Here is a 20,691-nt window from a genome sequence, read left to right as displayed (position 1 = left end):
CCCGGCGCGTTAAGGGCGCTCGCCGTGCGACAGCTTGCCGCGCGCCTTCTCCGATTGCTCGGCGATGGCGCGCAGGGCCTCGTCGCGCGCGGTGGGGACGTTCTCCGTCGCGGCCGCGTTCTCGAACAGGGCGCTGACGGCCTTGGAGAGCTCGATGAGCCGGGAGTTCAGTTCTTGATCGGTTGAGATGCCCATGGTTCGTCCCTTTTCTCCTCGTGGCGGATAGGTGCCGGCAGCCCCTGCCTTCAGAGCCTCCACCGGCGGATGCCCGTCGCCATGCCGACCAGGAAATGCTCGACGAGCGGCACGGCATCGTTCTCGGTGTCCTCTTCAAAGGCGAGGCACAGCGGTATGGTCATGAGGTCCTCGGCAACGATGGGCAGCAAGATGGCGTCGGGGTACATCGTCTCGAGCAGCGGATCGTCCGCGACGAAGAAAGCCCCGCGGCCCTCGTTCAGAAACGCGCGGTGGTCCTCGATGTAGGGAGGCAGCGCCGTGTAGTCCGCGTCGAGCCCCTTCGCCTTGAGATGGTCCGTGATGATGGCGTGGCAGTAGCGCAGATCCTCCGGGGCGGCGAGGGGAAAGCCCTGAAGGTCGTCGATTGCGACGCATCGCTGCGACGCCAGCGGGTGATCGCGCGACACCAGCACGCCGAGGGGAAACGACAGCAGGCGCACGCAGTCGATGCCGGGCTTCGTCGTGCGGCCGACGATGATGGCGGCATCCACCACGCCCTCCTCGAGCGCGGCGAGGCACGTGCCGCTGGGATGGTAGGTTATCGTGAGGTTGACGTGGGGATACGCTTTCTTGAACAGCGAGAGGTCTTCGGGATGCACGATGTTCCCGCGGCACGGGGAGCAGGCGACGGCCAGCGAGGCGGCTCCCTCTTCCGCTTGCGCGACGCTCTGGGCCTTCGCGAGCGCCTCGAGCTCGAGCATGCAGGAGAGTATCTCGGAGGCGCGGGCGGAGAACACGCGGCCGAACGGCGTGGGCTTGATGCAATGGCTCGTCTTCACGCACAGGGCGACGTCGAGTTCGCGCTCGAGTTCGTTGACGCCCCTGGAAACGGCTTGCGGCGATACGAAGAGCTCGCGCGCGGCCATGGAGAAGCTGCCGCATCGCATCGTGGCCACGTAGTATTCCAGCTGGCTGATATTCACCGCAACCCACTTTCCTGCCGGACGGCGGCGTTCAAGGAAAATTTCAATGATATCAATTTATCATAAAACATTAAATCCGTAACCCTGGCTTTGAAGAAGGTGAGCGAACATTTTCCCAGATAGGGAAGAAATTCCGAGCGATGTAATCCCTAGGTTACGTTTGCGGTCGCGCTGCTCTGAATTTGGTTTGTTTGCAACGGTTCGTTGAACATCAGCTGCGTTTGTTGAAGTACCATAGGATGATCGTTCGAATAATGCTTGACGGTGCCGCTGCGCGACGAGGAGCCCCCAATGAAATTTGCCGAAGACGTGGTGTCGTTCGACTTCGCCGGAATTCCCATGGTGGGGTCGATGGCCACCGGCTACGCCATCGGGCTCACGGAAGAAGGGGCGGCGGTCTGCGCGCGCCTACACGTCGAGGATGTGGACGAGCGCGAGGTGGCCGCCGTCGACCCCGCGCTTCTCGAGCATCTGACCAAGGGCGGGTTCTTCTCGGAGGCGCCTGACGATAGGCGGGTGATGAGCGCGTATCTGCACGTGACGCAGCGCTGCAACCTCGATTGCGCCGGCTGCTACTCGCTCGATGCGCAGAGAAACGCGCTCGCCGACGCGTCGCTTGCGGACATGGCGCGCGCTGTTGACGAGCTTGCCTCGGCGGGCGTGTCGAACCTGGTGATCTCCGGCGGCGAGCCGTTTTTGCGCGCCGACCTTCCCGACATCGTGGCGCATGCGAAGGCCGCGGGCATCGCCAAGGCGACCGTGCTCTCGAACGGCACCTGCCTGACTGCGGACGCGCTCGCGCGGCTCGCCCCATACGCGGATTGCGTGTCCGTGTCGTTCGACGGGTGCTCGGCCGGCTCGCCCGCCTACATCCGGGGCGAGCAGCGCTTCGACGAGCTGGTGGAGGCGGTGGGGATGATCCGCGCCGCCGGCATCTCCGCGCACATCATCCCCACCGTGCATGCGAAGAACGTCGGCGACCTGCCCGCATATGTGAAGCTTTCACGCGACCTTGGCGCGACGCTCAACTTCAGCCTGCTCACCTGCGAGCCCGAAGACGCGCTGGCGCCGCTGCTTCCCGGCGACGAGGAGCTGCGCGCGCTCGGCCTCGGACTGCTGACGCTCGACGGAGGAAGGCCCCTCGCGCTGCTCGATGCGCCGGTGGGGCTCAACCTCACGGTCAAGCGCAATTGCGGCGCGGGCTATCGCGAGGTGAGCGTCGCGGCGGACGGCACCGTGTATCCGTGCCACATGCTGCAGCGCCCTGAGTTGGCCATGGGCAACGTGTTCACGGGGACTTTGGCCGAGGCGCTCGAGAGCGACGTCAGCCGGCGGTTCCGCGCGCTCGACGCTGCGGAGTTCGAAGGCTGCTCGTCGTGCCGCTACACGCGAATCTGCGGGGGAGGCTGCCGAGCCCGCTCGCTGTTCGCATCGGGCAATCTGGAGTCGCGAGACTCCTATTGCGCGATGACCCAGGCCTTCTACGACGACCTGGGAAGAAGAATGCAAGCATCGTTACAGCAAAGGAGGTGAACAACATGCTGTTCTATAGCGAAGGCGAAACACGCGGCATCTGCACAATAGTCGGCTTTGGCGGGATATGTTTTGCTCCGGGATTCTAAACTGATAACGGAAGGGTCTCTTTCATGAAAAGCGGCCCTTCCTCTTACTATTGAGTTGATGCTACATGCTTGATTTTACTATCGCCGGCGAAGGGGCTGTAAGTGGATTGCAGGAATGATTTAAAAGAAACCGCACAATCGTTGGCAAAGGTTAAAAGCATTTGCTCTTTCATAGCCGTAACGCTAAAAATAGTTTTCCCAATCGTATGTTTGTATTGGGCTTTCACAGTAATCCTCATAATTGGTACGCTTGTGAATCCAGATGCTTTTGATTTTTTTGGAACCTCTGATTTAACGAGCACTTTGCTCTATCTTCTCTACGACATCACGATTGCAGCGATGTTCGTTACTTTCATCAAAATATTTTCAGACGCTTCAAAGGGAGAATCCCCCTTTACTTTGCTGCAAGTTAAAAGACTGCGTGTTCTCGCCCTGTTGCTGCTACTTTGCGGAATTATTGATATATCTGCTACCGCTAGTGCTTCTATCATGCAATACGGAAACGTTGATGCGGGATATTATTCTACGACGGATAATATAGTAATTCCGATAAACTTTGCACCGTTCATTACTGCGGCAGTAATATTTGCTTTCTCATTTGTTTTCAAATACGGCGTTCTCCTGCAAGAGTTCACAGACGAGACATTATAGGCGTTTCCGATGCCTATCGTCCTTCGGCTCGATCAGGTTATGACTGATCGCAAGATGTCCTTAAACGAGCTCGCCGACAAGGTGGGCATCACCAACGTGAACCTGTCGCGCATCAAGACGGGCAAGATTCGCGCGGTCAGGTTCTCGACGCTCGATATGCTGTGCGAGGTGCTCGATTGCCAGCCAGGAGACATTCTCGTGCACGTCTCGCGGGAAGAGGCCGAGAGCGCGGGCCTCCCTGTTTTCCTCCGCGAGCCCGACTCAGATGCCGACGATGCCGACGGCTGACCTATCTGTGAACATTCTGCATTATCGTTTGACAAACTCATCCGCTACGTGCAAAATATCAACTCGCGCGAAAGCGCCAACCCGTGGGGATGTAGCTCAGCTGGGAGAGCATCACGTTCGCAACGTGGGGGTCGTGGGTTCGAATCCCATCATCTCCACCACGGAAACCCGATCGGGGCGAGGCCACAGGCTTCGCCCCGATTTTATCTTCTGCCGCATGGTGGGAATCGTCGGCTTTCGACTTAATTCGGGAATCCGCCCTCAAGCTTCCTTCAATCGGTCCAAGATGTCTTCTACCATTTTGGCATCTTGAATTTTCGTTATTGCGAAGCACTTCTTACCGGCGTCCTTGAGCGATGCCCCGATGTGATATCCGATTGAATCGTCGATAATTAAGAATCGGTCGTGAAAAGCCCGGGTGCGGCGCACTGTCAACGCGGGATACTGGTGGTTGAACGTATCGATGTCGGTTTGCGTCAACCGCGCATTGGGCAATGTATGGATGGTCACAGCCACCCCTGCTGCTTTCTTCGTCAAGATATTGAGTGTCGAAACGTCGACATATCCATCTATGAGCACGATCTTGCACTGGGCTTTCTGAACGAGTTCGACCAAGAGACTGAAAGCATCGAATAGCTGACCATCGAAGAAAATCTTTTGGGTTGTCTCGGGCGCACTTTCTATGTAGGCGAAAACCTGATCGAGCTTTTTATCAGTCTTCTTTTGATATTCAAGCTGCCTCAGCTCTATTTGTCCGATACGCTCGAAAAGAGCCGCATTGTTCGCGAGGAATCGGCGTGTTTCCACAAAGGCATCCATGATACGAATGCTCGTCTCGACTGCGATGTCGCTACGGAGAACGGCCGACAGCATCGCGATCCCCTGTTCGGTGAACACATAGGGAAGATAGCGCCTTCCTCCTCTTCCGTTTGAGGTCACAGTTTGTGACCTCAAACGTTCGTACTCTTCTGACGTAAGCCGGAATCGGAATCTTTCGGGAAAGCGGTTTTCGTTACGTCTCACTGCCTGATTGAAAACCTTGGTTTCCACGTCATACAGCATTGCCAAATCGCTATCCAGCATGACCTGTTGGTTCCGCACAACGTAGATGAGACTTTTGACATCGATGGGGTCGAATGAAGTCAAGGCGATATCGTTGGTCACCTTAGTTCCGCCATTTGTCTCAATGCTGTCGTTTTCCAAGGCTGATCCTTCCAGAAACAAGTAAAACGAGTATGCCTAAAACCAGCAGTGCAATCAAGAACGCTTCGCAATATGAAGATCGTGGTTTCGAATCCTATCGTCTCTACTATAAATAGCGATCGAGTTGGAAAGCGACTCTCGGCTCGATGAAGGGGGCTTGCTTGGAGTCTTGGGGCGCTGCATGGCTCGAGAGTGCCGCACCACTTCATCTGTCCTGGTATAATCAAATTTATCATATATGTCCGGTTAAGGGGGTTTCATGGTCGATCTCTCGAAAATCAGTATTGGCGGTACGAGGTCGCCTCTCGATCCTCGCGATATATACATGGCCTTACCGGACAAAGCCCCGGGGCATGAATACCCAAGAGATGTTCAGACGGACGTATGGAAGCAGTGGTCCTCGTGTCGAGATCAAAAAGATGTAATTGTGAAGATGAACACAGGGAGTGGAAAAACCACTGTTGGTCTCATAATTTTACAAAGCTGTTTAAATGAGAATAAGGGGCCTGCTGTGTATGTCGTGCCCCATTCGTATCTTGTTGATCAGGTTATTTCCGAAGCTCAAAAGTTGGGGATAAAAGTTGTTCAAAACCAAGAAGAGTATTTATTTCGAGAGGGAAAGGCGATTCTTGTAATCAATATTCATAAATTGGTGAATGGAAGAAGCGTTTTTGGCATGCGCCCCGGCGGCAATAATTGTCCAATTGGGAGCATTGTTATTGATGACGTCCATGCATGCATGGACGTCATCGAAGATCAGTTTACGGTACGAATCATCGAAAGTAGCGCTGCTTATAAGCGTGTTGTAAAAATACTAGAAGAATCGCTTAAGGCATACGATGCCCAGAAGTATCTCGAAGTGATTGAAAGTGGGGATCGAAGTAAAAGCATTTTAGTTCCGTTCTGGATTTGGCAAAAAAATTGTCTTGAAGTATTACGATTATTGCAAGATGAAGAATACGCAGATAGTGATTTCATTCTGTTTAATCTGCCACTTTTAAGAGACGATTGGAAAACTTGCAATTGCGTGATAACACCAAATCAGATTGAGGTTTCTCCGAAATGCATTCCGATTTCGGCCATAAGAAGTTTTGAAGATGCCAAGCATCGTGTTTTTATGAGTGCCACTCTGTCCGATGATAGCGTCTTTGTTTCAACTATGGGCGTCGAGGAAGATTCTTTTACAAGGATTGTTGCCCCGGAGAAGGCGAATGATCTTGGTGAGAGAATGATTCTGTATCCACAGCTTTTGAATCCTCAGATAGATGATGATGAAATTAAGGCTCAAATAGTTGAATACTCAAAACACTACAATACTGCTGTCATTGTGCCTTCTAGACAACGATCCCAATATTGGCTCGACGCGGCGGATCAGGTGCTTACAAAAGACAACCTCTCGACAGGTGTCGAAAGAATGCGCTGTTGCCATGTTGGTCTTTCCGTCCTGATAAACCAGTATGATGGTGTCGATCTGCCTGGCGATGCATGTCGCATTCTCGTTATAGATGGTCTTCCGTCGATAAGAAGTGAATTTGAATCAGTATTAGAGAATATAAATTATGAAAGCAATCACATCCGGAGAACTCAAATCCACAAAATTGAACAGGGGATGGGGAGAGGAATTCGTTCGAGCAATGACTACTGTGTCGTTCTGATCATGGGTAAAAAAATCGCGAATATCCTTACGTTCCAGAACGGGACGCAATTCCTCAGCTCAGCCACGAAGGCGCAATATGAGCTCTCAAAACAGCTGTGGGATCAATTAGCGGAGTCCGAACGTCCGCAGATGAACCATTTCGCCGAGTTGATGGATCTATCTCTTTGCCGCGATAAAGAATGGGTCGACATCAGTCGCCAGACTATCTCATCAGTGTTTTACGACCGTAAGCCAAAGCTGGATAGATCAACAATTGCTCAGCGAAAAGCATTTGAGATGTCGCGAGTGGGTGACTATCGTGGAGCTGTTAAAGTACTTGAAGAAGCAAAGAACAAAACAGAAAGCTCATTTGAAAAGGGCTATCTTATGCAGCTAATGGCTGAGTATGAGAATTTTATAAATCGAGAGATCTCTCAACAAATATTGCTATCAGCGAAGCGCGCGAATCGGGCAGTGCTGGCTCCGATATCTGGAATTCAGTATGAAAAGTTGTATAACAATTCTGATTCTCAAGCTGACTCCGTTCTGGAGTATATATCTTCTAGATATCCTACACCGGCAAGCTTTCAATTAAAAGCTGACGACCTGCTAGACTCACTATGCTTTGGAGATGCGAGCTCGAATCGTTTCGAGCAGTCACTTATGGAGATTTTTCAATTGCTGGGTTTTTCTGCTTCTCGTCCTGAGAATGAAAGCAAAATTGGCCCCGATAATTTGGTTGCCTTGGGCGGTATGGAATACCAGGTGATCGAATGCAAAAATCAAACCACTACTGAAACTATATCCGAATCAGATTGCTCGCAATTGAATAATTCCATCGTCTGGTTTCGCAATGAATATCCAGATGAATGCGTATGCTATCCTGTGATGGTTCACAACAGCGACACATTCGACCGTTATTGCTCTCCCGATAGAAACATCAGAATCATCACCCCTGAGTTGCTGAATTCTTTTAAGTGCAACTTCAAACAATTTGTCTCTGAGATTAGTCAGCCAGACACTTGGAGCTGCGCGTCGTCAATTGCTGAGTCGTTGAAAAATAGCCAGTTAGGAAAAGCTGATCTAATAAGCCGCTATTCTAAAAAATTCAGACAGCAAAGATAGCCTTGAATTCAAGCGGGAGGACACACCACCATTTTAGTTACTAAATCAAATGTGATCGTTTACGGATGAGCTGGGAGAGCATCACGTTCGCAACGTGGGGGTCGTGGGTTCGAATCCCATCATCTCCACCACGGAAATTGAGGCAGGTCGGGAAACCGACCTGCTTTTTTGGTATTGCCGGACGATTGTTGGTGTCGTGGTGGCGCGACAGTTTCTGTGGTATCTATTTCCCAATAGTAAAACGAAATCAATTTTGGGAAATAGGAATTAGAGATGAAGCTTATCGAGAGGAAAAGCTATCTGCAGAAGCTGATAGACGTCGAGGGAACTCCCGACATCAAGGTGATCACCGGCGTTCGCCGCAGCGGCAAATCCAAGCTGCTCGAAGCGTTCAAGCACCACGTCGTGAGTTCGGAACCCAGCGCGAACATCATTCACGTCAACTCAACCTGACCGAATTCGAGGGCCTCATGGAATACCACGCCCTGGACGAGTTCGTGCGGGCCGCCTACGTTCCCGGAGCGAGCAACTCCGTCATCATAGACGAGGTCCAGATGTGCGAGGGGTTCGAGAAGGCCATCAACAGCTTCCACGCATCGGAGAACTTCGACATCTACATCACCGGCTCGAACGCCTTTCTGCTCAGTAGCGACCTCGCCACGCTGTTCACGGGCCGCACGTTCGAGATCGAAGTGTTCCCGTTCTCGTTTGCCGAGTACCTTGCCTACTTCGGAGAAGGAGAGGGGGTCGACAGCGCCTTCGATCGCTACGTGCGCGCAGGAGGCATGTCGGGCTCCTACCCCTACAAGAACGAGGTGGACCGCTACGCCTACATAAAGGACGTGTTCGACACCCTCATCATGCGCGACATCCGCCAGAAGTACGACGTGCGCAACCCCGATCTGCTTAACCGCCTGTCCGAATTCCTGATGGATAACGTCTCGAACGTGACATCTGCAAGGAGCGTGGCGTCATCGCTAGAAGGCGACACCGAGGCGAACCACAAGACCGTCGGTTCGTACATCGAGTACCTGTGCAACGCCTACGCGTTCTACAAGGTCCGCAGATATGACATCCGAGGGAAGAAGTATCTGTCCTCGGGCGACAAATACTACCTGAGCGACCACTCTTTCCGGTTCGCGAAGCTTGGCACGCGCAACATGGACTGGGGCCGGGTCTACGAGAACATGGTTGCCATCGAGCTTCTGAGGCGGGGCTTTGAGCTCTATGTCGGAAAGCTGTATCAAAAGGAAGTGGACTTCATCGCCATGCGGGGGAGCGAGAAGATGTACATCCAAGTAAGCGACGACATCTCAGCTCCTGCGACATTCGAGCGGGAGGTCGATCCTCTGCTGAAGATACGCGACGGATACCCGAAGATTCTCATCGCCCGCACAAGGCATGAAACCTACGATCACGAGGGCATCAGGATCCACGACCTTGCCAGGTGGCTGTCTGCCGAATAGCGGCGATGGCCGCTTTGCGAGATGCCGCCCACGTTGCACATCTTGGCGCAGAAGAACAGGCTCTTGTAGTGGCGGCTCTCGTCAACGAACAGGCGGTCGGCGCATAGCTGCTCGAACTCGATTGCGTCATACGATCAGCAAAATGCGTAACTATTGGCTTAGTGATGCGTAGTACCGGAGTTACTAATTGTGATGGCATACGTACCTTCTGGGAGAGCATCGCGTTCGCAACGTGGGGGTCGTGGGTTCGAATCCCACCATCTCCGGAAGCTCGATCGGGCGAGGCGTGCACCGAAATCACGGTTTCGTGGCAGAAAACGGCGATCCGCGTGCGCGCGGACCCGGGGCACTGCCCGGATCGGCGGGCGCAACGCAGGGGAAAACATCCCAGACCCCTGCGCCAACCCCCGCTTGAAACCCTTACCAAAGCCATCATCCCAGGTCGCATGCGATATGCCAATAACCCTCCTGAACTGGGGATAGCCGAGCATCAGGGTTTTTCCCTATGGTCTTGCTGGGAATCCCCGACACGGGCCAAAGCAGCTTGGAACATCCTCCGAAAAAGTGTATATTTCGTGAAGGAGAGATCGTCAGTCGAAGGGAGGAGATTTGCATGACGAAAGTCAAGAGGAACAAACTCGCTCTCTGGACCGCGTCGCTGTGCGCGTTCGGCATGGTTGTGGGGTTAGCTGCTTGCGCACCCCAGAACAACGCCAACGATGCGACGGACCAGAAAGCGGAAGAGAAGCCGGCAGTGCAGGTGGAGACGCCTGAGGCCGATAGCTTCGGTGTGGTCGTGGCGGACTCGTGGAAGGATATCTATCCTGACCAGTACAAATCGTACATGGAGAACGAGGCCAACAAGCCCCTCCAGAACGGTGGCGATAAGCACAACTATCTGGAGCTGTACCCTGCTTTGAACACGATGTACAAGGGTTACGCGTTCGCGCTCGGCTATGACGAGGCCGCGGGCCATCTCTACACGCTGCAGAGCGTGAAGGAGACTCCGCGTACCACCAAGAAGGAGCAGCTCGCGGGCTGCATCACCTGCAAGACCCCTCAGTTCACGAAGATGGTCGAGGACGAGGGCGAGGGTGTGTACAAGGAGAAGTTCAACGACCTGATCGGCGAGTTCGACGAGCCTATCAGCTGCTACAACTGCCACGAGAACGACCCGCAGACGCTCAACGTCACCGGCTCGTACTTCGTGGACTCGCTGGGCAAGGACTACGGCGAGAAGGGCAAGGCCCCGATGAACGCCCAGGTGTGCGGTCAGTGCCACAACGAGTACTACTTCGATGGCGAGACCAAGGCCACGTCGAACCCCTACACGGGCCTCGACGCCATGACGCCCGAGACCATGCTCGCGTTCTATGACGAGAAGGGCTTCAAGGATTGGAACCATGCCGACACGTTCGCCCCGATGCTCAAGGTCCAGCACCCCGAGTTCGAGACGATGTACGGCGGCGAGCAGTCGCCCATGGCCAAGCAGGGCTATGGCTGCGCCGATTGCCACATGGCTCCGGCCGAGGGCGAGAGCGGCGAGTACACCTCCCATAACTGGGTGAGCCCGCTCGAGAACGCCGAACTGATGAAGAACGACTGCAGCAAGTGCCATGCCGACCTCGAGAAGGAAGTCAAGGACATCCAGGCTAACGAGGAGAAGCGCGTGACCGCGATCAGCGAGAAGATCGAGGACATGACCGGCAAGATCGCTGCCAAGTACGCCGACGAGATCGCCGCCATGAAGGCTGCGAACGAGGCTAAGACCGAGATCCCGGCCGCTTCCGAGGACCTGGCGAAGCTGCAGAAGCTGCAGCGCACCGCCCAGTGGTACTGGGACTTCGTGATGGTCGAGAACAGCGAGGGAGCCCATAACTCCAAGCTGACCGAGGAAACCCTCGATAAGGCCGAGGCCGCCGTCGACGAAGCTCTGGCGATGCTCGCATAACGACAGGGACGTTCTCTCCAACGTTTCTGAGAGTGGGGAAAGGGAGCGCATGCTTCCTTTCCCCGTCTCTCCGCCCTTTTCGGCGGCGCACGCCCGAAACGACGGTCAAAAAAGCCGTATCACACGAAAAACGGGGGTGATTCGGGCTAATTCCCCCCAAATGGGTGATAGGTTTTTTGTCGGTTGAACGATAGTATGCATGTGGTAAAGTGCTTGTGTTTCCGTTTGGAACCTGACTCGTTACGAAGGTGTTGCGGAAACGGATGGAAATACGAGCCGAGTAAATCAGAAAGGGGGTTAGAAGAGCATGAGCGAAGAGGAAACCAAAGTGGAAGCCGCCACCGAGGCAGCCGTGACCGATGATGCTTCGACGACCGAGGAAGCCGCTCCCAAGAAGTCTGGGAAGAAGAAGTGGCCGATCGTCGTGGGCGTCGTCGCGGTTGTTTTGATTGCAGCCGGTGCCGGCTTCTGGGTTTGGCACGAGCAGCCGAGCTTCTGCAACGCCATCTGCCACACGCCGATGGATCCGTATCTGCCGACGTATGAGGCGGAGCCGGGCCAGCCGGCCGTGGACAAGTGGGGCAACGAGGTTGCGGACGCGTCCAGCATGATGGCCGCGGTGCACCGCGCGGACCAGGGCACGACCTGCATGGGCTGCCACGTTCCGTCCATCGGCGAGCAGATCTCCGAGGGCATGAGCTGGGTCACGGGCAACTACGTGGCACCGCTCGAGGAGCGCGATCTCGAGCAGCTCGTCGAGGCGCGCGGCATCGAGGAAGACCAGTTCTGCCTGAACGAGGCCTGCCACAACCTGACGCGCGAGGACCTGATCAAGGCCACGAGCGGCATGGAGTTCAACCCGCATGTGGCGCAGCACGGCGAGATCGCCTGCAGCGAGTGCCACAAGGCGCACCGCGCCTCCGTTGTGTACTGCACGCAGTGCCACAGCGAGGCCGAGGTGCCCGAGGGCTGGCTGACGGTCGCCGAGGCCAACAAGCTGGCGGCGTAACGGCCGACCTTGCGCCCCTCGGGGCGCGCACAACCGAATAGCGAGAGGGAGCCCGCCTCGAGTGCGCATGCGCTCGGACGGGCTCCCTTGTCAAAGGTCCGAAGAACGAAATGGCCGCTTCGCGGCACACGCAGATGAATGCCCGACGATCTCGTCTCGCACGCGCGGCGCGCCACGCATGGTGAATCTTTGAATTCCGCGCCATTGCGCTCTTCGGAACTTTGAGGTACGTGAAAATTACCGTGAGAGAGAACCATTCGAGGAGGCGAACGTGAACACGAAAACGAAGCGCCGCATGGTCGTGGTGACCGGCATCATCGTCATCGTGCTGGTGGTCATCCTGGCCGTGGTCGGCGGCACCAGCTCGGCGAAGAGCGTGACGATAGCCGATGCGGCGGCCGGCTCGCTCGGCGACCAGAAGATCCAGGTGAGCGGCAATGTCGTCGAGAACTCCTTCGAGACGAAGGACAACGTGCTGACCTTCGCCATCTACGATCCGCAGGGCGATCCCGCCCAGCAGCTCGACGTCCGCTACGACGGGGGCGTGTCCGCCACGTTCGGCAACGACGTGACGGCCATCTGCACGGGCAAGATCGGCGAGGACGGCGTGCTCCACGCCACCGAGCTCGTCACCAAGTGCCCCTCGAAGTACGAGAACGCCTTGGATGCCCTCACGGTGGCCCAGCTCGTCGGCTACGGCCAGGAGGTCGTCGACAAGCCCGTGAAGGTGGCGGGCGAGGTCAAGGCCGGCACGCTCGCGGCCGCGGGCGCGGGCGACCGCCTCGTGGTGGTCGACCCCGACAGCGGGGAGGAGCTCGCCGTGCTCTACGACGGCGCGATCGCCGATGCGATCGCCGACGGCTCGAAGCTCGTGCTGACGGGCTCACTGAACGCGCAGGGCAAGTTCGCCGCGACCGACGTGGCCCTCGAGGGCTAGGTCCGGCCGCACTGGAATTCGACAGGCGGCGGCAACGGCCCGCCGCTTCGGAAGGATAGTACATGTCAACATTCGGATTGATCGGACTGCTCGTCGCGTTTGCCGGCGTGATCGTGTCCGTGGCGTGCCTCGTCGCGGGCGCGGTGCTGCGCAAGCGCAAGCGCGGCCTCGGCGACACGCTCACCTGGGCGGGCCACATAGCCGTCCTGCTGTCCGTCGTGGGGCTCACGGTATGCTGCGGCATCCTCGTGTACTGCTTCATGGCGGGCGACATGACCATCGACTACGTGCTCAAGTACCACAGCGACGCCTCGGGCGACATGGCCTGGCTCTACAAGCTCTCCGGCCTGTGGGCCGGCCGCCAGGGCTCGCTGCTGTTCTGGGCGTGGCTCATCGCCGCGTTCAACTCCGTCATCGCGGTGCGCAACCTCAAGAAGACCGCGCGCCTCGACTCCATGGCGCTGCTCGTGGCCCAGCTCGTGCTGGCCGCCTTCGTGTGCGTGCTGCTGTTCTCCGAGAGCAACATGCCCTTCACGGCCACCGACGCGCGCTACTTCGACGCGTCGGGCAACCTGACGGCCGCCGCCTCGTCGTTCGGCATGAACACGCTTTTGGAGCACTGGGCCATGGCCATCCATCCGCCCACCCTGTTCGTGGGCTACGCGGGCCTCACCATCCCGTTCGCGTACGCCATCGCGGCGCTCATCGTGAACGACTCTTCCAAGGAGTGGGTCATCCGCTCGCAGCGCTACGCGCTGTTCTCGTGGCTGTTTTTGGGCGTCGGCATCGGCCTGGGCGCCGTGTGGGCCTACGTGGTGCTCGGCTGGGGCGGCTACTGGGGCTGGGATCCGGTGGAGAACGCGAGCCTGCTTTCGTGGCTCGTGGGCGTGGCGCTCATCCACAGCTTCACGGTGTACCGCCAGCGCGGCGCGTTCAAGCGCTGGAGCGTGATGTGCGCGTGCCTCACGTTCGCGTTCGTCATCGTGGGCACGTTCATCTCGCGTTCGGGCCTCGTGCAGTCCGTGCACGCCTTCGAGGGCGACCCGGTGTCGCTCGTGCTGTTCGGCGCGCTCATCGCGGTGTCCATCCTCGCGGGCATCGTGGGCCTCATCGTGCGTTGGAAGAGCTTCGGTCCGGCCAACGTCGGCCAGGACGACGTGGAGAGCATGGTGTCCAAGGACGCCGCCTACTACTTCAACAACGTCATCATGGTGGTGTTCACGCTGCTGCTGACGTACCTCACCGTGGCCTCGGCCCTGCCGTCGTGGCTGCCGCTGGGCGGCCAGACCGTGTCCACCGGCACGTTCGACGCCATCGCGCGCCCGCTCGGCGTGGTGTACCTCGCCATCCTCGCGGTGTGCCCGCTGCTGTCGTGGGGCCGCACGGAGGGCAAGCTGTTTTGGAAGCGGGCCCGCATCCCGGGCGCGCTCGCGCTCGTGCTGTTCGCCGTGCTCATGTTCTACTTCGCGACGTACCTGCTTCCCAGCTACGACGCCAACGTGGCGTACTACACCGCGCAGTCGCTCGGCGGCGACGCCTCGGCCACCGAGATGCTGTCCACGCTCACTCCGGGCTGGTACTACAACGGCCTGGCCGTCGTGGGCTTCCTGGTGGCGAGCCTGCTGTTCTTCAACTCGCTGTTCATGCTCGGCCGCGCCATCCGCGGCTACAAGAAGGGCCATGGCGGCAACGTGGTCGCCGCGGCGTGGGGCATGCTGGTGAACCGCGCCTCCACGTTCGGCGGGTTCGTCGCGCACCTCGGCATGGCCGTCATCCTCGTGGGCCTCATCGGCTCTTCGATGTACGTGACGGAGCGCGTGGGCTACGTCGACTACGACGAGGCCACCGACACGGCGGCGCAGCCCTACCTCATCCAGGATTTCGTGCTCACCTACACGGGCAACGAGGTGGTGCCGCAGGAGAACGATGACGACATCCTCTACACCGTGTTCTTCGACGTGACCAAGGACGGCCAGCCGGTGGGCTCGGTGAACCCGACCGTGCAGTTCGTCCAGTCCACGCAGCAGCAGAAGCTCGTGGCCAGCGTCATCGGGTTCCCCACGGAGGACCTGTTCGTGGTGTACCGCGGCGTGAGCACCGAGGGCGACTTCTCGATGGACGTGCGCGTCAACCCGCTCATCTCGCTCGTGTGGGCCGGCTTCGCCCTGCTCATGGCGGGCATCGTGGTGGCCACCTTCGGCCGCCGCGGCGCGAGCCGCAAGCTCACCGGCATCGAGGACGAGGAGGAGCGCCTGGAGGCCCTGGCCAAGAAGGCCTCCGACAAGGGCGCTGCCGTCGTCGCGGCGGCGTACGAGGCGGTCGCGGTGAGCGACGGCGAGAAGGTCGTGGTGGAGGAGAAGGCCGTGGTCGTGGAGGCCGCGCCTGCCGCCGACGCCGCGGCCGACGAGGAGAAGAAGGACTGACGTGGCCGAAGTGGGCGCCGCCATCAAAACGAAGAAGCTCTCGAAGGTGTTCGGCAACCGCCGTGCGGTGGACAACGTGACCATCGAGGTGCCCCAAGGCGCGTTCCTGTCCATCTTCGGCCCGAACGGGGCGGGGAAGACCACGCTTCTGCGCGTGCTGTCGACCCTGTCCCGCGCCACCTCCGGCACGGCCACGCTCATGGGGGTGGACCTGAAGGACGAGCCCGACAAGGCGCGCGACCACATCGGCCTCATCTCGCATAACTCCATGCTCTACCCCGACCTCACAGCCGAGCAGAACCTCATGATATACGCGCGCCTCTACGGGGTGGTGGACCCCGAGGCGCGCGTCATGGAGCTCTTGGAGGCGGTGGAGCTCAAGCACCGCCGGCTCGACGTGGTGCGCACGTTCTCGCGCGGCATGACGCAGCGCCTCTCCATCGCCCGCGCGCTCATCCACGACCCCGACGTGGTGTTTTTGGACGAGCCGTACTCGGGCCTCGACCCGCATGCGGTGGAGATATTCGACGAGCTCATCGAGCGGCAGCGCGAGGGCCGCACGTTCGTCATGGTGAGCCACGATTTGCAGAAGGGCTTCGCCATGTGCACGCACGCGCTCGTGCTGGCGCGCGGCCGCGTGGTGGCGTTCGACCAGAAGGACGCGTTCGACTTCGACGAGTTCGCGGCGATGTACCGTGAGACGGTCGGCATGGGGGTGGCCTAGATGGCGGCGCAAAAGGAGGCCGCCGTGCGCACGGCCGGCGGCGTGGAGCTGAGGAAGCCCTCGACGTTCCAGCAGTACAAGACGCTGCTGCGCAAGGACCTGGAGCAGGAGTTCCGCACCAAGGAGATGCTCACGTCCATGGGCATCTACGCCCTTTTGGTCATCATCGTGTACGGGGCGGCGCTCGCGCAGACGTCGCAGACCACCGACGTGCTGCAGATGTCGGGCGGCCTTCTGTGGGCGCTCATCGTGTTCACGTCGCTTCTGGGCCTGAACCGCTCGTTCGCGCACGAGAAGGAGCAGGGCTGTTTGGAGGGCATCCTGCTGGTGCCCATGGACCGCTCGGTGGTGTTTTTGGCGAAGTCCACGTCCAACCTGCTGTTTTTGCTGGTGGTGGAAGTGCTCGCCGTGCCGCTGTTCTACTTCTTCTTCCTGACCACCACCACGCCCGCCGACAGCTTCTGGCTGCTGGTGGTGCCGCTCGTGGTGGGCACCATCGGCGTGGCGGGCATCGGCACGCTGCTGTCCACCATCACCATCAACACGCGCGGCAAGGACGTCATGCTGGCCGTGCTGTTCATCCCGCTCGTGTTTCCGCTGCTGTACTCGTGCGTGTCCGCCACCACGGCGGTCATCGTGGGCGCGGAGGGCTACGCCGACGTGATGCTGACCTCGTTGGCGCTCGCCGGCGGCTACGACGTCATCATGATCCTGGCGTCGTGGGTACTGTACGATTTTGTGATTAGCGCTTGATGTCATCCTGAGCGAAGGCGGCGAAGCCGCCGCAGTCGAAGGATCCCGCGCGGACGCACGTCCGGCGGGTTTGAGAGAGAAGGAGCCGTATGACCGAGGAAACGAAAAAGTCGCTGAAGCTTCCGGAGGCGGGGCAGTGGCCCGACCGGATCGCGCCGGGGGTGCTCATCGCGGGCATCGTGCTGTCGACGATCGGCTTTCTGCTGGCGTTCCTGTGGGCCTCGCCGGTGAATGGCGCCGCAGTGAACGGCGCGGAAATGATCGGCGGCCAGATGGTGACCAGCGTGCTTTTGCTGTCGCAGAAGATCTTCTACTTCCACATGCCGGTGGCCATCACGTCGTTCGTGGCGCTCGCGTTCGCGGGCTACTACGCGGTGCGCTTCCTCATGACGAAGAACCGCCGCTTCGACACGTGCTCGAAGATCGCCATGGAAATCGCGCTTTTGTTCGTGGCGTGCACCATGATCACGGGCGACTTGTGGACGCGCTTCGAGTGGGGCGTGTGGTGGACGTGGGATCCGCGCCTGACCACGTACCTCATCCTCATGCTCATCATCATCGCGTACTTCATCCTGCGCAACGCCATCGACGAGCCCGAGCGCCGCGCCACCTACGGCGCCGTGCTGGCCATCATCGCGCTCATCGACGTGCCCATCTGCTTCATGGTGACGCGCCTCATCCCCTCGAGCATCCATCCCGTGGTGGTGCGCGAAGGCGGCATGTCGGGCGACATGGGCATCACGCTCATGTTCTGCCTGTTGGGCATCGCGATGGTGGGCTTCGCGCTGTACCGTCTGCGCTTCCGCCAGGTTCGCCTGACCGAGCGCGTGGAGGCGCTGAAAGAGCAGCTGGAGGACTAGGGGTTCCGCCCCGAGCGAAGCGGGCCGAAGGAATCCGCCCCCGCGTCATCCTGAGCGAGCGAAGCGAGTCGAAGGATCCCACCAAGGATCCTCACTGAATGAGAAGGAGAGCAAACCATGAATCCGATTCTTGTCGAGATATACAGCACCGTCGCGCCGTCCATGCCGTTCATCATCGGGGCCTACGCCCTCATGTGGGTGGCCATCCTGGTGTACGTGCTCATCATCACGCTTGGCTTCAAGAAGGCCGAGAAGCAGATGGCCGTCCTGGAAGAGGCCCTCGCCGAGCAGCAGGCCAAGTAGCGCCCCCTGTCATCCTGTGCGCAGCGGCGCAGCGCTTCCCCCTCGCGTCATCCTGAGCGCAGCGGCGCAGCCGCGAAGTCGAAGGATCCGTTACAAGGAGCGCGAAGCGCGACACTGCATTTCCCTGCCGTGCTACAATAACGAAACGCAACGAACGAGGCGCCGCTTCTGCGGCGCTTCGCGCACGTTTACGAGAAAGGTGCATCCATGAAGGCTCTCATTCCCGCGGCCGGCCTCGGCACGCGCTTCCTGCCCGCCACGAAGGCCCAGCCCAAGGAGATGCTGCTGGTGGTGGACCGTCCGGCCATCCAGTACGTGGTGGAGGAGGGCCTGGCGTCGGCGGCCGACGAGGTGGTCATCATCAACAGTCGCGAGAAGAAGGCCATCGAGGAGCACTTCAGCCCGAACCCGGAGCTCGTGGCCCTGCTGCGCGCCCGTGGCAAGGACAAGTACGCCGACCTCGTGGAGCAGGTGGGCGCCTACAACGTGAGCTACGTGTACCAGGATGAGGCGCTCGGCCTGGGGCATGCCGTGCGCTGCGCTGCGGGGAAAACGGGTGACGAGGCGTTCTACGTGCTGCTGGGCGACGTGCTCGTGCCCGACAACAAGATGCTTCCCCGCATGCAGGAGGTGTCCGACGCGCACGGCGGCGCGAGCGTGATCGCCGTGATGCCCGTGCCGGACGATGAGGTGAGCCGCTTCGGCGTCATCGCGGGCGCGGCCGTGGAGGGCGAGGGCGACGTGTGGAAGGTGGACGCCCTGGTGGAGAAGCCGGCGCTTGAGGACGCGCCGTCGAACTTGGCCGTGTTCGGCCGCTACCTGCTCTCGCCGCGCGTGATGGAGCTTCTAGCCGACGTGGAACCCGGCGTGGGCGGCGAGATCCAGCTCACCGACGCCCTCGACGCGGTGCTCCGCGAGGAGGAGATGTACGCGCTCGTCATCGACCCCGCCGACGGCTTCGATACCGGCACCGTGGAAAGCTGGCTCGAGACGAACAACGTTTTGTTCGCAAGGAAGAACGGGTAGGGGAGAAAGCGAGCCGATTCTTCACGTGAAGCATCGGTGACGGGCGGACGGCGGCGCTTGCCATTTGGGTAGCCGCACATTAGAATACGGATTGACAGCAGCGCCCGCGCAACCGGGTGGTGCCGGTCAAGTGTTAAGCCGGGTTACTTGTCGAGGGCAGCCCGGCTTTTTCCTTTCTCCAGCACTATTCGCCTCATCCGGTTGATTCTACCATGCTATACGCATGATGATTGCATCAATTAACGACGTTCTGCGGCTTTCCCTCCGCGAAGGCGCCTACGTTGGCGGCCACGACGGACAGCAGGCGGGCGCGGGCTTCGTGGGTGGCCCAGGCGATGTGGGGCGTCACGACGATGTTCGCGCCCTTCGCCTGCAAAAGCGGGTTGTCGGGGCGCATAGGCTCCGTGGACACGACGTCGGCGCCGAAGCCGGCCAGCTTGCCGGAGCGCAGCGCGTCAACCACGGCCCGCTCGTCCACCAGGGAGCCGCGCGCGGTGTTCAGCAGGTAGGCGCCGTCCTTCATCTTCGCAAGGGCCGTGGCGTCCATCATGCGATCGGTCTCAGGCGTGGCCGGCACGTGCAGCGACACCACGTCGGCGGCGGCCAGAAGCTCGTCCAGCTCCACCTGCCGCACGCCGTCGCCCACAAGCTCGGGCTTGGGCGAGCGGTTCTCGAACATCACCTGCATGCCGAAGGCGCGCGCGACGCGGCACACGGCCTGCCCGATGCTGCCCATCCCCACGATGCCGAACGTCTTGCCCGCCAGCTCCACCAGCGGCGTCTCCCAGAACGAGAAGTCCTTCGCGCGCGTCCATGCGCCGTCCATGACCAGGCGGGAGTGCTCGCCCACGTGCAGGCACAGCTCCAGCAAGAGCGCGAACGTCATCTGCGCCACATCGGGCGTCGAATAGGCTGGCACGTTGGACACCACGATGCCGCGTTCGCGCGCCGCGTCGAGGTCCACCACGTTGAACCCGGTGGATGTGAGCGCGATCATCTTGAGGCGCGGCGCCCAGCCGAGGGCCTCGGCGTCCCACGCCACCTTGCTCGATACGGCGATGTCGGCGTCGGCCACGCGCGCGGCCAGCTGATCGCGCGGCGTGCGGTCGTACACGGTCACGGCGCCGTACTGCTTGAGCGCGTCCCAGCTGAGGTCGCCGGGGTTGTTCACGTATCCTTCGAGGACGACGATGTTCATAGGATCCTCCTGACGTAACGGGTGCGAGGCCCCCGATTCTAGCACGGGCCCGGCGAGCGGCGCACGCCGCGGCGAACGGGTTGCCGTCGCGTGTCGAAGGCGTGTCGAACGGCTGAGATGCCGCCGCAGAAAAAGGATCGGCCCGGTGAGAGGGGAGCTCACCGGGCCACAAGGAGGGGATGATGCGGTGCCTATTGGGCACCGACTCTGCTTTTAGGGATAAAGCAGATGCAAACTGAAAAGGAGGGGAGCCTTTCGTTTGCTGAAGCCATTATAAAAGTTGAGGTTGAAAATCATATGTGGCACACGTGCGTGTTTTGTGAATTGGTGTCTGCGAAAGTAACAAATAGGTAAAT

The 20,691-nt window shown here is 59.3% G+C and carries 19 protein-coding genes and 1 tRNA gene; 16 read left to right on the top strand and 4 right to left on the bottom strand.

Annotation, left to right across the window (positions count from 1 at the left end; genetic code table 11):
- Positions 1-9: 9 nt before the first annotated feature.
- Together FX134_RS07195 and FX134_RS07190 are read right to left on the bottom strand one after the other, a co-directional pair.
- The gene (locus FX134_RS07195) at positions 10-195 is read right to left on the bottom strand and encodes a hypothetical protein (protein WP_080799706.1); all 186 of its coding nucleotides are present in this window, start codon (positions 193-195) and stop codon (positions 10-12) included.
- A gap of 50 nt (positions 196-245) precedes the next feature.
- A complete protein-coding gene (locus FX134_RS07190) occupies positions 246-1,160 on the bottom strand; it encodes a LysR family transcriptional regulator (protein ID WP_080799703.1) in 915 nt (304 codons plus the stop codon).
- Positions 1,161-1,451: 291 nt separating this feature from the next.
- Here FX134_RS07190 and FX134_RS07185 point away from each other — a divergent pair, with 291 nt between their 5' ends.
- The 4 genes from FX134_RS07185 (at position 1,452) to FX134_RS07170 (ending at position 3,882) form a co-directional block, all read left to right on the top strand.
- Positions 1,452-2,693, top strand: coding sequence for a radical SAM/SPASM domain-containing protein (locus tag FX134_RS07185; RefSeq protein WP_080799700.1), 1,242 nt, complete (start codon positions 1,452-1,454; stop codon positions 2,691-2,693).
- A gap of 191 nt (positions 2,694-2,884) precedes the next feature.
- Entirely contained in the window at positions 2,885-3,433 is a 549-nt protein-coding gene (locus tag FX134_RS07180) for a hypothetical protein (protein ID WP_143412158.1), read from the top strand.
- Positions 3,434-3,442: 9 nt separating this feature from the next.
- Positions 3,443-3,721: a helix-turn-helix domain-containing protein gene (locus FX134_RS07175; protein WP_080799697.1), complete on the top strand. Its 279-nt coding sequence runs from the start codon at positions 3,443-3,445 to the stop codon at positions 3,719-3,721.
- A gap of 85 nt (positions 3,722-3,806) precedes the next feature.
- Positions 3,807-3,882: transfer RNA gene (locus FX134_RS07170), tRNA-Ala, on the top strand.
- Positions 3,883-3,982: 100 nt separating this feature from the next.
- Here the strand turns inward: FX134_RS07170 and FX134_RS07165 are convergent.
- A complete protein-coding gene (locus FX134_RS07165; protein ID WP_197735973.1) occupies positions 3,983-4,924 on the bottom strand; it encodes an ORF6N domain-containing protein in 942 nt (313 codons plus the stop codon).
- A 259-nt stretch (positions 4,925-5,183) separates the two neighbouring features.
- Between FX134_RS07165 and FX134_RS07160 the strand changes: the two genes are divergently transcribed.
- The 12 genes from FX134_RS07160 (at position 5,184) to FX134_RS07110 (ending at position 19,137) form a co-directional block, all read left to right on the top strand.
- A complete protein-coding gene (locus FX134_RS07160) occupies positions 5,184-7,685 on the top strand; it encodes a DEAD/DEAH box helicase (protein WP_080799692.1) in 2,502 nt (833 codons plus the stop codon).
- A gap of 273 nt (positions 7,686-7,958) precedes the next feature.
- Complete coding sequence (locus tag FX134_RS14685; RefSeq protein ID WP_197735972.1) at positions 7,959-8,138, top strand: hypothetical protein; 180 nt, start codon at positions 7,959-7,961, stop codon at positions 8,136-8,138.
- A 17-nt stretch (positions 8,139-8,155) separates the two neighbouring features.
- On the top strand, positions 8,156-9,151 hold the full coding sequence (locus tag FX134_RS07155; protein ID WP_197735971.1) for an ATP-binding protein: 996 nt from the start codon (positions 8,156-8,158) through the stop codon (positions 9,149-9,151).
- Positions 9,152-9,764: 613 nt separating this feature from the next.
- Entirely contained in the window at positions 9,765-11,102 is a 1,338-nt protein-coding gene (locus FX134_RS07150; protein WP_080799689.1) for an ammonia-forming cytochrome c nitrite reductase subunit c552, read from the top strand.
- Positions 11,103-11,409: 307 nt separating this feature from the next.
- Positions 11,410-12,111, top strand: a complete 702-nt coding sequence (cgr1, locus tag FX134_RS07145) for a cytochrome c-type protein Cgr1 (protein WP_080799686.1) — start codon at positions 11,410-11,412, stop codon at positions 12,109-12,111.
- A gap of 271 nt (positions 12,112-12,382) precedes the next feature.
- Positions 12,383-13,048, top strand: coding sequence for a cytochrome c maturation protein CcmE domain-containing protein (locus FX134_RS07140; RefSeq protein ID WP_080799682.1), 666 nt, complete (start codon positions 12,383-12,385; stop codon positions 13,046-13,048).
- 62 nt (positions 13,049-13,110) lie between these two features.
- Positions 13,111-15,471: a heme lyase CcmF/NrfE family subunit gene (locus FX134_RS07135; RefSeq protein ID WP_080799680.1), complete on the top strand. Its 2,361-nt coding sequence runs from the start codon at positions 13,111-13,113 to the stop codon at positions 15,469-15,471.
- 10 nt (positions 15,472-15,481) lie between these two features.
- Positions 15,482-16,195 carry an ABC transporter ATP-binding protein gene (locus FX134_RS07130; protein WP_172623521.1) on the top strand — a complete coding sequence of 238 codons (714 nt, stop codon included), beginning with the start codon at positions 15,482-15,484 and terminating at the stop codon, positions 16,193-16,195.
- Positions 16,196-16,948, top strand: a complete 753-nt coding sequence (locus FX134_RS07125) for a heme exporter protein CcmB (protein ID WP_080799675.1) — start codon at positions 16,196-16,198, stop codon at positions 16,946-16,948.
- A gap of 89 nt (positions 16,949-17,037) precedes the next feature.
- Complete coding sequence (locus FX134_RS07120; protein ID WP_080799672.1) at positions 17,038-17,808, top strand: cytochrome c biogenesis protein; 771 nt, start codon at positions 17,038-17,040, stop codon at positions 17,806-17,808.
- 117 nt (positions 17,809-17,925) lie between these two features.
- On the top strand, positions 17,926-18,111 hold the full coding sequence (locus FX134_RS07115) for a hypothetical protein (RefSeq protein ID WP_080799669.1): 186 nt from the start codon (positions 17,926-17,928) through the stop codon (positions 18,109-18,111).
- A gap of 207 nt (positions 18,112-18,318) precedes the next feature.
- Positions 18,319-19,137: a UTP--glucose-1-phosphate uridylyltransferase gene (locus tag FX134_RS07110; RefSeq protein WP_080799667.1), complete on the top strand. Its 819-nt coding sequence runs from the start codon at positions 18,319-18,321 to the stop codon at positions 19,135-19,137.
- Positions 19,138-19,372: 235 nt separating this feature from the next.
- On the opposite strand, the gene FX134_RS07105 is transcribed toward FX134_RS07110, so the two are convergent.
- Positions 19,373-20,335, bottom strand: a complete 963-nt coding sequence (locus FX134_RS07105; RefSeq protein WP_080799665.1) for a D-2-hydroxyacid dehydrogenase — start codon at positions 20,333-20,335, stop codon at positions 19,373-19,375.
- Between the last annotated feature and the right edge of the window lie 356 nt (positions 20,336-20,691).

Source organism: Arabiibacter massiliensis (genome assembly GCF_902386925.1).
Classification (GTDB): Bacteria; Actinomycetota; Coriobacteriia; order Coriobacteriales; family Eggerthellaceae; genus Arabiibacter; species Arabiibacter massiliensis.
Note: the sequence above shows the minus strand (reverse complement) of the source record. Positions and strands in the feature narration are given on the sequence as shown.

Excerpts from the sequence above, each read along its gene's own strand:
- FX134_RS07195 (WP_080799706.1), bottom strand. The coding sequence starts at position 195 with ATGGGCATCTCAACCGATCAAGAACTGAACTCCCGGCTCATCGAGCTC.
- FX134_RS07120 (WP_080799672.1), top strand. The coding sequence starts at position 17,038 with ATGACCGAGGAAACGAAAAAGTCGCTGAAGCTTCCGGAGGCGGGGCAG.
- FX134_RS07185 (WP_080799700.1), top strand. The coding sequence starts at position 1,452 with ATGAAATTTGCCGAAGACGTGGTGTCGTTCGACTTCGCCGGAATTCCC.
- FX134_RS07175 (WP_080799697.1), top strand. The coding sequence starts at position 3,443 with ATGCCTATCGTCCTTCGGCTCGATCAGGTTATGACTGATCGCAAGATG.
- FX134_RS07105 (WP_080799665.1), bottom strand. The coding sequence starts at position 20,335 with ATGAACATCGTCGTCCTCGAAGGATACGTGAACAACCCCGGCGACCTC.
- FX134_RS07110 (WP_080799667.1), top strand. The coding sequence starts at position 18,319 with ATGAAGGCTCTCATTCCCGCGGCCGGCCTCGGCACGCGCTTCCTGCCC.
- FX134_RS07125 (WP_080799675.1), top strand. The coding sequence starts at position 16,196 with ATGGCGGCGCAAAAGGAGGCCGCCGTGCGCACGGCCGGCGGCGTGGAG.
- cgr1 (WP_080799686.1), top strand. The coding sequence starts at position 11,410 with ATGAGCGAAGAGGAAACCAAAGTGGAAGCCGCCACCGAGGCAGCCGTG.
- FX134_RS07155 (WP_197735971.1), top strand. The coding sequence starts at position 8,156 with ATGGAATACCACGCCCTGGACGAGTTCGTGCGGGCCGCCTACGTTCCC.
- FX134_RS07135 (WP_080799680.1), top strand. The coding sequence starts at position 13,111 with ATGTCAACATTCGGATTGATCGGACTGCTCGTCGCGTTTGCCGGCGTG.
- FX134_RS07150 (WP_080799689.1), top strand. The coding sequence starts at position 9,765 with ATGACGAAAGTCAAGAGGAACAAACTCGCTCTCTGGACCGCGTCGCTG.
- FX134_RS07160 (WP_080799692.1), top strand. The coding sequence starts at position 5,184 with ATGGTCGATCTCTCGAAAATCAGTATTGGCGGTACGAGGTCGCCTCTC.
- FX134_RS07115 (WP_080799669.1), top strand. The coding sequence starts at position 17,926 with ATGAATCCGATTCTTGTCGAGATATACAGCACCGTCGCGCCGTCCATG.
- FX134_RS14685 (WP_197735972.1), top strand. The coding sequence starts at position 7,959 with ATGAAGCTTATCGAGAGGAAAAGCTATCTGCAGAAGCTGATAGACGTC.